Genomic DNA, 12,994 nt, shown 5'->3' on the forward strand with positions numbered 1-12,994 from the left:
ATTCCCTCCAGTGCATTCTATATATTTTGTAAACTGAAATTTAGATATAACCCATAATAATACCAGCGGTTTCTTCTATAGCCTTGTCAGTAATATCAATTACAGGACAGCCCAGCTTGTTGAACAATGAAGCGGCGTATTCCATCTCTTCGGTGATCCGCTCCAGACTTGCATATTGGGAGCCTGTCGGTAATCCGAGAACCTTAAGCCGCTCAGAGCGGACCTTCAGCATGTACTCGGGTTTCATGGTTAATCCGATAAGCCGGTTCGGCGGCAAGCTTAATAGTTCTTGCGGAGGACCAATCTCCGGGATAATCGGATAGTTAACGACTTTTTTTCCTCTATGGGCCAAAAAGATGCTAAGCGGTGTCTTTGAAGTACGGGACATGCCCAGCAGAACGATATCGGCTTTGAGCATGGCACCCAGATCACGGCCGTCATCACAGGCGACGGTGAATTCTATAGCTTCTATGCGGCGGAAATAATTCTCGTCGAGCTGGTGGAGAAGACCTGGCCGTTGCTGAGGAGCATCGTCGAAGGTATCAATGAAGGCCTGCATCATAGGGCCCATGATATCAACGATCCGTAAATCAAGACGTACCGCTTCCTCGCGGATCATTTCTCTTAATTCTGGCTGCACTAATGTATAGGCGACAAAACCTTTATGCTGAGCTGCTTCTTCCATAAGCTTGCGTAGCTCGTCTTCATGCCTAATATTGCCGTATCTTTTAATGGTGACCTGCTGATTCTGAAATTGGTGAATAACGGCCTGCACGACAGCCTCTGCCGTATCTCCTATAGAATCCGAGCATATCGTTATTAAGTTGGAAGATTGCTCGATGCTCATGGGTTCCTCCTGTTATCCTTTGGCTTCAAGTTCGAGGAGAAGTTTGATGATGGAGGTTTTTGTTAAACGTCCTACCACATCCAGTTTTGTACCGCCGTCTTCAGCGGCGCTGGGAACAACCACCGGCAAACTGTCTACCTCGTGAAAAATCATCTTATGTGCAGCTTCAAGCACCGGCTCATCCGGTGAAGTTGTGACCACTTTGGGCTGGCGCGTCATAACCATGCTTACGGGCATGGAGACTGCACCGGGGTTGCCCAAGGTTACCTTTAGGAAATCCTTACGTGAAGCAACGCCCGTGAGTTTACCCTCTTCGTCACAGATAATAAGAGTGCCTACATCCTGTAGAAAAAGCGTAACTACGGCATCTTGAATAGTTGTGGTCTCACGGATAACTATAGGTACACTTTGAATTTCTTTGACCATCGTTTCCTGCAGCAGATAACCGCTTCCCTGACGACTGGATGATTTCAATCCTGGGAAGTACCCGACCTTCGGCTTGGCGTCGATATATTTGAGCATAACCAAAACAGACAGATCCGAGCGAATTGTTGGCCGGGTAAGGTTCAAACTTTCGGCAATCTGTTCGCCGGTAATCGGAGCTCTTTTGTTAACGATATCGATAATCTCTATTTGACGTGATGTCAGTTCGATCACAATTCCCTCCACTTCCGATAAAAAAGGCATTCCTCTTTAGAAAAGAAGCGCCGTTAAGCGAATCCTCCTTTCATATATGAGTCATATTTAGCTGTATTTAATTTAACTTGTTTATATAATACGCAATAGTGGTCATAAATGCAATATATAGTACGTCATATATTTGATTTTTTTAACGCAACAGTGTTGATCTTCTTTTTTTGCAGTAATTGCTTTAAAGCATCAGCATTCACTAGGATCGTTCCGGCAATGATGGTGAACACTCCAAGAATTGTAATCCAAGATACGGACTCCTTGTAAAAGAAAAAGCCTACACCCACGGCAATCGGTGGAGAAATATAAAGCCAGGTAGAAGGAAACACTGGGTTGGTCTTAGCTACGAGCCAGTAGAACAAGGTATGGCCGACCATGGAGCCGATAACTGTGAGATAGAGCAGTGAACCTGCTGTCTCGAATGAGAAGAGAAATGCAGGATGTACTTTTTCCGTGGCAAAAGAAAGAATGAATAACAGCGCACCGCCATACATCATTTGAGCCGCATTCAGCGCAATCGGTGAGACCTCAGGCATACTGTTAATTACTTTTTTGGAGTAAATCGCACCTACAGCATAGCAACACTCTCCAATTAGGACTACGGCGCAACCGATGAGCCACAGTGGTGAAATATCAACGGCGAGATTGGGGAGAACCAGCAGCAGTACGCCAGTGAAGCCGATGATGCAGCCATATAGGGAGATGGCGGGTGCTTTTTGCCGAAGAATAGAGGTTTGGAGCAGCAGGATCATGATCGGTCCAGTGGCAGAGAGTACAGCTGCAAGCCCTGAAGAAACATATTGTTCAGCCCAGTAGAGACCCGCGAAGGTGCCAAAGGTTAGTGCAGACCCGGTGAACAACATTTCTTTGCGCAACAGCAAGGAGAAGCTGGCTTTTCGTTTCCAGACCATCCATAGGAATAGAACAGCGCCTGCGACAAAAAATCTTAAGCCCGCTGAAAAGAAAGGAGGCGCACCGGCATCTACGCCGATTTTGATAGCTAGAAAGGTCGTGCCGAAGATCAGACATACAAGTGCATAAGCAAATAAGATCATTTTGAAAGTCCCCTTTTGTGTGCTTTATAAAATATAAGAATTTATAAGCTGGCATTTTGTTAATCATATAGGGGAGAGGACAGAACAGATTGCCTTGTGTAGAACAGATTAATTCGGAAATCGTGTACAATATGATTACAAGGTTGTTCGGAGAGGAGTTGTAGCCAGATGAAAAAGGTTGTGGGAGCGGAGCATAATCATCCTTTGTTTCGGCAGGTCTATGAATTTCTATTAAATCGCATGGAGCGAGGGGAGTGGGTCGCACATGATAAGCTTCCTTCTATACGGCTGCTGGCGGAGGAGCTTAAGGTACATCGACTGACCGTATTCAAAGCGTACAGACGGTTGACGGAGGATGGAAAGGTTTATGTAAAAGATAAATCAGGATATTACGTGGCACCCATAATCTCGCTTCCTGCTATTGAAGTAGGAGCCGCAGTATCGGCTTATGCGCTCACTAATCCGCTGTCTGATATTCAGAGAGTGCCAGTTAAGTATCAGTTCTCGCAGGCGCTGATTGATCCGGGGCTGCTGCCGAATCTTTTTCTATCTGACTATGTCAAAAAAGTGTTCGATCTATATCCCAAGGTAATGGGAACGTATGCCTCGGTCCAGGGGGATAACGAGCTGCGTGAGACGTTAAGCCACCACTTTCGGAAGCAACATCGGCTGCAGTTAACTTCGGAAGAGCTGCTTATTACCTCGGGTGCGCAGCAGGCGATCAATCTGATTGCCCGGATTGTGATTGGTCCTCTGGATACGGTGCTTGTGGAGCGGCCTACTTATAGTGTTGCTATGGATATTTTTCGCCGGGAGGGGGCACGGTTGGTCCCGGTAGAGATCACTCCGGAGGGATATGATCTGGAGGAAGTAGAAACTTTGATGAAAAAGCATAAGCCGCGTATGTTCTACATTAATCCAACGCATCACAATCCAACTGGATACACGGTGCCTGTGCAACAGCGCAAGCTGTTGGTAGAACTGGCCGAACGTTATCGCTGTTTACTGGTGGAGGATGACCCGTTCCGCGATATGTATTTTGATGAGGAGCCGCCGCCGCCCTTTTTTGCTTATGATACGGAGGGGTGGGTGATCTATATCAGCAGCTTCAGTAAATATGTAGCCCCTGGCTTACGAATCTGTGCGGTGGCCTGCCGATATCCATTTATGGAGCGTCTGATCACGGCCAAATCACTCGCGGACAATGGCACTCCGCTGCTGAATCAAAAAATATTTCTACATTACTACACCTCCCCACGCTTGCAACAGCATCTCGGTAAGCTGCGCATTGCACTTCAAGTGCATAAGGAAATTGTAGAAGAGGAGCTGGCGGGGACTGGCTGGGAATGGACGACTCCGCAAGGCGGACTAAATCTATGGGTGAAACTACCGGAGCATCTTACGATGGATCGCCTGTTTGCTTCAAGTATGGCGCAGTCTATCGCTTTTGTTCCTGGGGAGTTATTTGATCCACTGGGGGAAATGAAGTCAAGGCTTCGCCTAAGTTATTCCTTTGCAAGCGAAGGGGTGCTGCGCGAAGGAATACAGCGTTTGATTGGGATCGCGCACAGTTTGTGAGTGGTACAGCAGGTATGGGGGATTAAAGAAGAGGATATGAGGAGTTAAAGAAGATTAGGGTAATTAAAGAAGAGGATTAGAGGAGTTGCTACCGGATAAACTTGTATCACTTGTTTGGGAATTCCTGTAACACTTTCCACATTTGCTCCGTCTGTAAGGTAAAGAAGGGGGTTATCAAAGTGCGAAAGATCAATTTCCGAAAGATCAATTTCCGAAGTCCAATGATGATATTTCTAGGTGTCCTATTAATATTTACGGCTTTGCTGACGGTACGGCCCTCGGTCACTTACGCCTGTTCCTGTGTTATGCCTGCGGAGCCACTGGAAGCTCTTGAGAAAAGTACAGCTGTTTTTGTCGGGAAAGTAGTGGATATGAAGGAGCCGTCACAGGGGAACATAATTTCTTCTGCTGATCCAGTAAAGGTAACCTTTGAGGTGGATTCCAGCTGGAAAGGGGTCAAGGGGAATCAAGTTACATTAACTACGGCTTTATCTTCTGCAAGCTGCGGCTTTGAATTTGTGGAAGGGGAAAGTTACATTGTCTATGCTTATGCTAGAGACGGCGGAGACTCTGGTAATCTGGAGGCTAGTTTATGCAGTCGAACTAAGCGGCTAACCGCTGACTCAGTGGATCTAAAAGAGCTGGGACCGGGTATTTCGCCTACAACGCCTACCGCTTCTCCGGAGGTAACTCCGAATAATTCACCGGAGTCAGGAGCTGGGAGTAATGAGCCTGATCAAACGGGGAACCCGGCTGGGGACAGTGATTCCTTTCCACTTGTTAATGTGGGGATTAGTGGAATAATTATCGTTCTAGTGGCTATAGCTGGGGCTGTTCTATACCGTCGTAGAAATGATGGAACGCGCAAAAAATGACTCTAACTGTAGAGTCACGTCATGTAATGTAATGGTGGGATCAAGTTAGGACGTAAGAATATATAAGGGGTTGTGATAAAATAAGCGGTCGCTCGGGATAAACATCCGAGCGACCGCTTATTTGTTTGAGAAGACCTTGAGTAACTGGTGTTGGGCTGTGTTGGTGGACCAGTGGTGGAGTATGTTGGTGGGCGAAAAGGTACTGATGCTAATGCTGGTGTGTGCTGAAGGGCGGCGTAGGTCTAGAGTTGGTATGTGTGGAAGGGCGATGCAGGTCTAGTGCTGGTGCTCAAGTGTAGCTCGGAATCATCTAGAATCAATAATTAGGGAAATCCTCCCTGATTTTATCGTGTTTTACTCATTATTAGCGATAATTGGGGAATTCCTCCCTAAAATTCTGCGGAAATTGCCCTTTTTGCCTATAATTGGCTAATTATTAGGGAGAAATTCCGCAAAAAGTCCAATGTGTGCTTATAAAGATCGATTATCAGGGAGAAATTCCGCAAAAAGTTTAACGCGCGCCTATAAAGTCGAATTTGAGGGAGAATCTCCTTAAATATCAGTTCAAGGAGGGCAGAATTTTGTGAAGCAAGTTGCACTTTAGATTGTAAGGTAAAGTAAGGTGAATTCCGTGTAGCAAGGTTAATTTGGGTGATGTGATTAAGGTGAATTTAGTGAGTTAATGATGAATTTTTGCGATGTAAGTTGAAATCAGTTGAAGTCAGTTGTGATGTCACTTGAGTTTAGATCGCAAGCCTACCTCACCCTCGTCACACCCACCCAAATAACCGGGCAAGCTGAGCGACAGCAAAGGTTACTCCGATGGCGATACCCAGCGGAATGACTGCTGAGAGAACGGCCCACTTCATGCTTTTTGTTTCCTTGTAAATGTTCACGAGTGTCGTACCACAAGGATAGTGGAGCAGGGAGAACAGCATCATGTTGAGTGCGGTCAGCCAGGTCCAGCCATGTGAGAGAAAGACATCTTTGATACTGCCTAAGCTGTCGATATCAACCATAGCGCCTGAGGACATATAGCCCATAAGCAGGATAGGCAATACGATTTCATTCGCAGGAAGTCCAAGAATAAAGGCCATGATGATAAAGCCATCCATGCCAAGCAAATGTGCGAACGGATCAAAGAATGCAGCCATATGATTCAGTACAGAATCGCCGCCAATAAACAGATTGCCTAGAATCCAAGTGATAATCCCGGCAGGGGCAGCAACGACGATAGCCCGAGTAAGTACGTTAAGGGACTTATCTTTGGAGGAAATAAGTATGGTCTTCCAGATTTGTGGACGGCGGTAGGGAGGAAGCTCCAATGTGTAATGTGTGGGAACCCCACGCAGCGCAGTTTTGGACATGACCCAGGAAACGGTTAAGGTAACAATGATGCCGATTAGAACCATTCCCATTAGGACGGAGGCAGTGGTGAATGTACGAAGCGCCCCTGTCGTAGCGGCTCCTGCCATAAATAAGGAAGACAATAAAATCAGCGTGGGCCAGCGGCCGTTGCAAGGGACAAAATTGTTGGTCAGTATAGCCAGCATTCGTTCACGCGGCGATTCGATGATTCGTGTGGAGAGGATAGCGGCCGCATTACAGCCGAAGCCCATGGACATGGTTAAAGCTTGCTTGCCATGACCACCTGATTTTTTGAACAGTCGGTCCATGTTAAACGCAACGCGTGGCAGATACCCGAAATTCTCAAGCAGAGCGAATACGGGGAAAAAGATCATCATCGGTGGCAGCATGACACTGATTACCCATGAGGTGCCTCGATACAAGCCAAGCACAAGCACGCCGTGCAGCCAAGCTGGGGCATGGAGAGCCTCAAATCCCGCTGTCAGATATCCTTCGATGAAGCCAAAGAAGGAAGCGAGCCAGCTAGAAGGGTAGTTAGCCCCGGCAATCGTAATCCAGAATACGACACCGAGAATGGCGAGCATGATGGGAAAACCCCAAATTTTGGAGGTCACGATATTATCCAGCTTATAAGTGCTGTTCAGTTTCTTCTTATCCCGATAAGTAACTGCATCTCCGCAGATGCCTGCGGATACGCCATATATACCACTGACAATCTCATCCCGAATGGCTCCGCCGTCAGCGAGCTTTTTTGCGGTGGACAATAGGGAATCTAGAGCGTCAGATCCCTTAGTGATAGGCAGTGACTCCATGGCCGATGACCTCCTTTGCTTCGGGTAAATCCTTGCTTTTCATATGCTCTTTAAGTGAAGTAAGCAGGCTGTCATCACCGTCCAATAAGCGCAGTGCAATCCAGCGAGCGGGATATTTGGTACCGATGGTTTGCTCTACCAATGGTGTAAGCTCGGCAATTCCCCGTTCGATCTCTTCGTTGTAACTAATCCGCAGCGGCTGCGCTGTGAATGAGCCTGTAGCCATTCGCTCCACTTGATCCAATAAGGCATCGATCCCTATTTTATTGCGCGCCGATATCGCAACGACGGGTACGCCGAGACGTTTGGAAATACTCTTCAGGTTGATGTCGATGCCCAGCTTACGTGCTTCATCAATGAGGTTGATGCAGACAACCGCCCGTCCGGTAATCTCCAGTACTTGCAAGGCAAGATTGAGATTACGTTCCAGCGAAGTAGCGTCAAGCACTACAAGTGTCACGTCTGGCTGTTCAAAAATAATATAATCTCTAGCCGCTTCTTCATCCGCGGAATTTGAGTATAGGGAGTACGTTCCTGGTAAATCTACCGCGAGGTATGAATGGTTATTGTGTTTGAATTCGCCTTCGGCAGTAATGACGGTTTTACCTGCCCAGTTTCCAGTATGCTGTCGCATGCCGGTTAGCAGGTTGAATAGTGTGCTTTTTCCGGTGTTAGGATTGCCTGCAAAAGCGACGGTGAACTGACTCATGCTTCTACACCTCCAATTAATTCTCCGAATATTAAAGAGCTTTCTTCTCTACGCAGTGCAATGGTCGTATTGCTTACCCGAAAAGCTATAGGATCTCCTAATGGACTACGCCGCAACACCTCTACGATATTCCCGACTACGAACCCGAGGTCCAGTAATCTTCTTCTAAGCACACCTTGAACTTCAATGTCGCTGATGCGCAGCGTGCTACCCTTTGCAGCCTCTGATAAAGGAATAGTTGTTCCAGTCATGAGATCCCTTCTTTCATTTATATTTTTACCGCCTACGGTTTTTATTTTGTGTATTAGAACATTTCTTGTAGTCTGGCACAACATTAGTATATGGCAACAACTTTGTCCCTGCAACAAGAATGTTTCCCTTAGGCAAAATAAAATTAAGCAAAAAAAGCCCCTGACGAAAGAGGGCTTGTACGCTCTTTTCCGCAGGGTTGAGCTTAATTCTTAATTAACATTAAAATTACGACCAGCTGCCAAAATCAAGTGTACGTCCGGTCTCGACCAAGGTTTTAATATTACTCAGAACCTGCCACCAGGCGTTGATACTGCCAGCATATGAAGGATCATCAGGATGCCATTCATCGTGGATAAGCGTAAGCTTAGTAGTTCCACCCACCGCTTCAAGCAGCCAAGATATACGCGATTCATATCTTTCTGTACCCTTATGATAGGAGGGGCCGACCTTATGCGTGAAACGAAACGCTTTTTGTGGAGTGAACTCCAGCAGAGTCCCATATACATGTATCGTTTCATCGCCATCTGCACCGGGACCAACATATTCCAGCAATTCACCTTCTTTAAAAGTGGATTGGATTACGCTCCCGTAGTAAATCTGTTTAGTACCTTCGGGAGAGATCAAAGTCTCCCATACCTGCTCAGGTGTTCCGCCAATATAAAATTCATAGTGAAGTTCTTTCATTCCTTATTCCTCCTTGGTTTGTACAATCATTTATTCCCTTAGACTTATTTACACTATACAAAAGGATCACTGACAACTACGGTCAGTGATCCTAAAATAATCATTTTAAGTTTTATAATAAGCTGCCAGATCGGTAGCTATAGCGGACAGCTTTTGTTTCAGAGCTAAAGGCTCTAGGATTCGTAGTGTTGATCCATAAGGCAACAAGAAGTAAGGCGCATAAGTCAGTAAGGAGGTCTCATCGACTTGAAAACGGGCTTGTCCGTCAATGCGCTGCACCAGCGCATGTCCAAACAGCCAATGACTGCATAGATCGTTCAGGATTCCTTCATCGGCGGCGATGACTACTGCTATGAGTTTCTCTGGAGTATTTGGTGTGGGCAGCAAGCTTTTTAACAAAAAATCACGTGCAGAGAAGTCAGCAGGACGGGCAAACAGAGCTTCTGTGCGGTGCAGTTCAGTTATTCTATCGACTCGGAAAGACCGAATTTCTTGCCTCTGATGGCAATAAGCAACGGTGTACCATTGCCCTTTCCACAGGACAAGTCCATAAGGATCAATAGCGCGGGAAGAAATCGTCTCCCCGTTTCCCTTCCGATATTCCATCTGGAGGGTATGTCCGTTCGCCGTCGCTAATTCAAGCTCTTGCAGTAGGTGGGGAAGCGGCGCAGCAGGGGAGTGGATGGTTTCTATCCCGCTCTCATGACGCTCCATCTGTTCTAATTGCTGCGCATTGCTGTACCGTTTCAGTTTGGCGATTGCTTGATCTAGAGCTTCTACATAAGGATATCCAGTTCCCCGCGCAAAGGAGGCGGCTTGCAGGAGGGAACGTTGTTCGTCGGAGTCAAAGAATAACGGGACCTCGGAAAAATGCTCCGGAAGGCTATAGCCACCACCAGGTCCACTATCCGCGATAATGGGTACGCCACTGATGCATAACGCGTCGATGTAACGATAGACAGAGCGGACACTGATCTCTAGCGCTTCTGCTAGTTCCCCGGCGGTTCTTCCCCGTTGCTTGAGCATCCAGAGAATGGATAACATGTGATCAGCCTTGGACATAAATCAGGAACCTCCTTGCCTCATTAATTAGTAATAGTTTACTAACTATAGCAAATTGCCTATTGATCAGCTAGAGAACCTTTTGGTGCTGCCATAAGTTCCAAGCCGCGAAGTACATCCAGGGTTACGATTCTTTTCAACATGGTGTTACACCATTATTTTCTTGAGACTATGAATGTACCGTGATCTCGCAATAAGGAAATAGATAGTTTGCACAACCAGAAATACAGCAGATGTAGTAAGCACGGGCACAGTTACATTTGTGATATTAATCTGTTTCAGTATCGGGCGTATCACGACAAGGGTCTGAATGGTGGCAATAATAATCGGAATATAGAAAAGCACAGAAATCTGTTTGGTAGCAGAAGCTGACATTTCTTTAGTACTTAAACCGATTTTGGACAAAGCATTATACATTTGCTTATCTGTGTTGAGCTCAGTATGAAGCTTGAAAAAGAGAAAGCTGGCGGATGATAGCGAGAAGATCAGTGCGATAAAAATTCCTATAAAGCTAAGCATGGCGGCTCCCTGTTTGGTCGATAGATAGCTGTCTGCTCGCGATCCCAGTATAGAGCTGTATTGATGGTTAGCCTTGTTAGCGGCTTTATTCCATTGGATAAGGTCTCTGGTGACAACAGCTTCAGCTGAGCTGTCATTAGGTGTAGGACCGTCCCATGCAGGGATTTTGTATAGATATCTCACATAAGGTCTCGTGTACTTCTCTGCTGAATTTGAAATCTTATGATATAAGTTGTCATCTACGATTAGAAGTGAGGTGGCCATTGGATCTACTGGATGCACCTTTGGTGTTCGTAATTCTTTTAACATCAGTTCCTCATCTTTTTGAACCTTCAAATGAATCGCTCGATTAGCAGCATAATTCTGTGAATCCATATGTGGGTTCAGCAGCAATACAGATTCTTTTTCAGACAAGGGTCCAACCTCGGACACATCCATCTGTAAGCCCAGTTGATTGAACTGTGAGCGGGAGATCAGATCAATTCCAAGTATTATTTCCTTATCGATTCCTTGAATGGAAGCAGAGATTAGATCTACTTTATTCTCTGTATACTCGACTTTAGCATTCTTTAATTTAGTGTGAATGGGCTCTAAATCTGGTGCTTCATCCTTCGGATCATAAATCGTATAACTCACAGCGAATGGGGATTTTTTATAGAGGTCTGAGTTCGCTTGATTAATCGATAAAAGAATTCCCGAAGCCATACAGGCAAGCGAGGTAACCACAGTTACAAGGAACAGCATTCTTGCATTGTCTTTAATCTTATAACTCATCTCGGAAATCCACAGCAGATTGGTTCCGCGCCACAACCGTTTGCGTCTTAGTTTTAGTAGGCGAATGCCCAATACAGATAACTGAGAGTAGAAAAAGTAGGTTCCAGCGATACCTGTGACAGCGGCGACTAACAGTGAGGACGGGGACAATTGCTTCCGAATCGCGAGAGCGCCGACGGTCAACAGTAGAAGCCCAAAGAGCGAGAACAACAAGGAGACACGGGGTTCTTTTTTAGGTTTAACATTTCCCTTAAGCAGTTCAAGAACTTGATGTTTACGAATGAACAATAATGTGAAGACCGAAATGACCAGAAATAATGAAATGAAAGAGATAGAAGTAATCATTAACGCCTTCATTGGCCAATAAAAGGGTAGTGGCTCCATGCCCATAATTGTCGTGCTTAGCAGCAAGAATAACTTGGATAAAAGCATGCCGAAAGACACACCTGTTACTATAGAGAGCAGTCCGATCAGCATGTTTTCTATAAGAATCAGCTTGTTGATCTGGCCAGGGCGTGCGCCTAAAATCATCAGTATGCCGAACTCCAGATTACGCATTTTCAGAAACGCACTAATCGAATATAGTACGAAAAAGAACGCAAAGATAAACACAATGTAAGAAGCAATTTGCATGCCGGAGGCTGAATTCGCACCCAGCGCGATGTTGGTAATACTAGGGTGATAAATAAAGACTGAATAAGAGAAAAAGATCATGACCATAAAAGCACTGCTTAAGAAAAAAGCAAAATAAGCGCGCGAATTACGGCGTACATTATTAAACGCGAATTGAGGAAAGTTCATGACTATTCCCTCCCCAGAACGAAAGTGTGTCGATAATCTTTTGGAAGAAGGCCTGACGGTTATCTCCCCGGTGAATTTCGGCTGCTAGTTTGCCGTCTTTTATAAAAACAATTCGGTTGCAGTAGCTCGCTGCCAGTGGATCATGTGTTACGAGCATTAGCGTGGTGCCTTCTTTGTGGTTAATATCCTCCAGCGATTCCATCACCATCCGCGAAGAATTGGAGTCAAGCGCACCCGTAGGCTCATCGGCCAAAATAATCGAAGGAGAGGTGATGATCGCCCGGGCAATTGCGGTCCGCTGACGTTGTCCCCCTGAAATTTCATAAGTGCGTTTGCTCAGAATATCGGTAATGTTTAAGCGTTCAGCGACTCTTTGAAGCAAGATTTCCATCTGTGAGAGCTTACGGTTATCCAAAGTCAGGGGCAGCACAATATTTTCGGCGACGGTTAATGTCTCAAGCAGGTTGAAGTCCTGAAACACAAAGCCTAGCTGTTTTCGGCGAAAGTGAGCGAGCTCTTTTTTATTCAAAAGATAAGGGTTGCTGCCATTGATATTCACTTCGCCAGAGGACGGCTGGTCGATTGTGGATACCATATTGAGCAGTGTTGTTTTACCGCTACCAGACGGTCCCATAATTCCGACAAATTCACCTTTTTCAATATTAAGATGAATATCGGTGAGGGCTTGGGTCACTATTTTGCCAGGGTATACCTTATGAAGTCCTTTGACTTCCAATACGTTCATATCATTCATTCCTTCCAATACAAAAATGATTTCATCCGCCTTATTCGGGGAACGGGTTATGTATATAATTTATAAGATCGAGAGATTAGCTGCTATGGATTTACCTTAAGGTTTCCTTACAGAGACGTTAAGGTTATGTTCGCCATTCTCCTTGTGGGGAATGGGTTGAGAGATAAGTAGCCTATAAAGAAGAAGGAGGCTTCAAAGCCATGAATAATGACGA

Annotated in this window: 12 protein-coding genes; 2 read left to right on the forward strand and 10 right to left on the reverse strand. The window is 45.7% G+C overall.

Annotated features, from left to right (window positions below; genetic code table 11):
* Positions 1–40: 40 nt before the first annotated feature.
* The 3 genes from MHB37_RS05180 to MHB37_RS05190 form a co-directional block, all read right to left on the reverse strand.
* The gene (locus tag MHB37_RS05180; RefSeq protein ID WP_076220444.1) at positions 41–847 is read right to left on the reverse strand and encodes a pyruvate, water dikinase regulatory protein; all 807 of its coding nucleotides are present in this window, start codon (positions 845–847) and stop codon (positions 41–43) included.
* A 12-nt stretch (positions 848–859) separates the two neighbouring features.
* Positions 860–1,534, reverse strand: coding sequence for a helix-turn-helix transcriptional regulator (locus tag MHB37_RS05185; protein ID WP_051490920.1), 675 nt, complete (start codon positions 1,532–1,534; stop codon positions 860–862).
* A gap of 125 nt (positions 1,535–1,659) precedes the next feature.
* A complete protein-coding gene (locus MHB37_RS05190; protein ID WP_076130627.1) occupies positions 1,660–2,592 on the reverse strand; it encodes a DMT family transporter in 933 nt (310 codons plus the stop codon).
* 168 nt (positions 2,593–2,760) lie between these two features.
* On the opposite strand from MHB37_RS05190, the gene MHB37_RS05195 reads away from it, so the two are divergent.
* The gene (locus MHB37_RS05195) at positions 2,761–4,170 is read left to right on the forward strand and encodes a PLP-dependent aminotransferase family protein (protein ID WP_076305594.1); all 1,410 of its coding nucleotides are present in this window, start codon (positions 2,761–2,763) and stop codon (positions 4,168–4,170) included.
* A gap of 179 nt (positions 4,171–4,349) precedes the next feature.
* Positions 4,350–5,045: a hypothetical protein gene (locus MHB37_RS05200; protein ID WP_405169015.1), complete on the forward strand. Its 696-nt coding sequence runs from the start codon at positions 4,350–4,352 to the stop codon at positions 5,043–5,045.
* A 770-nt stretch (positions 5,046–5,815) separates the two neighbouring features.
* On the opposite strand, the gene MHB37_RS05205 is transcribed toward MHB37_RS05200, so the two are convergent.
* The 7 genes from MHB37_RS05205 to MHB37_RS05235 form a co-directional block, all read right to left on the reverse strand.
* Positions 5,816–7,225 (reverse strand): nucleoside recognition domain-containing protein, encoded by a 1,410-nt coding sequence (locus MHB37_RS05205; RefSeq protein WP_076220490.1) that lies wholly within the window; start codon positions 7,223–7,225, stop codon positions 5,816–5,818.
* On the reverse strand, positions 7,203–7,934 hold the full coding sequence (locus MHB37_RS05210; protein ID WP_341164658.1) for a FeoB small GTPase domain-containing protein: 732 nt from the start codon (positions 7,932–7,934) through the stop codon (positions 7,203–7,205). Before MHB37_RS05210 ends, MHB37_RS05205 begins: the two co-directional genes overlap by 23 nt.
* On the reverse strand, positions 7,931–8,185 hold the full coding sequence (locus MHB37_RS05215; protein ID WP_036679839.1) for a FeoA family protein: 255 nt from the start codon (positions 8,183–8,185) through the stop codon (positions 7,931–7,933). Before MHB37_RS05215 ends, MHB37_RS05210 begins: the two co-directional genes overlap by 4 nt.
* Positions 8,186–8,411: 226 nt before the next feature.
* Entirely contained in the window at positions 8,412–8,870 is a 459-nt protein-coding gene (locus MHB37_RS05220; protein ID WP_076195143.1) for an SRPBCC domain-containing protein, read from the reverse strand.
* Positions 8,871–8,975: 105 nt separating this feature from the next.
* Positions 8,976–9,932, reverse strand: a complete 957-nt coding sequence (locus MHB37_RS05225; RefSeq protein ID WP_076280460.1) for a YafY family protein — start codon at positions 9,930–9,932, stop codon at positions 8,976–8,978.
* Positions 9,933–10,079: 147 nt separating this feature from the next.
* The gene (locus MHB37_RS05230; RefSeq protein WP_341164657.1) at positions 10,080–12,026 is read right to left on the reverse strand and encodes an ABC transporter permease; all 1,947 of its coding nucleotides are present in this window, start codon (positions 12,024–12,026) and stop codon (positions 10,080–10,082) included.
* The gene (locus tag MHB37_RS05235) at positions 12,001–12,771 is read right to left on the reverse strand and encodes an ABC transporter ATP-binding protein (protein WP_036679832.1); all 771 of its coding nucleotides are present in this window, start codon (positions 12,769–12,771) and stop codon (positions 12,001–12,003) included. Before MHB37_RS05235 ends, MHB37_RS05230 begins: the two co-directional genes overlap by 26 nt.
* Positions 12,772–12,994: the final 223 nt, after the last annotated feature.

The sequence above is a fragment of the Paenibacillus sp. FSL H3-0286 genome (assembly GCF_045040705.1).
GTDB lineage: Bacteria > Bacillota > Bacilli > Paenibacillales > Paenibacillaceae > Paenibacillus_AQ > Paenibacillus_AQ odorifer.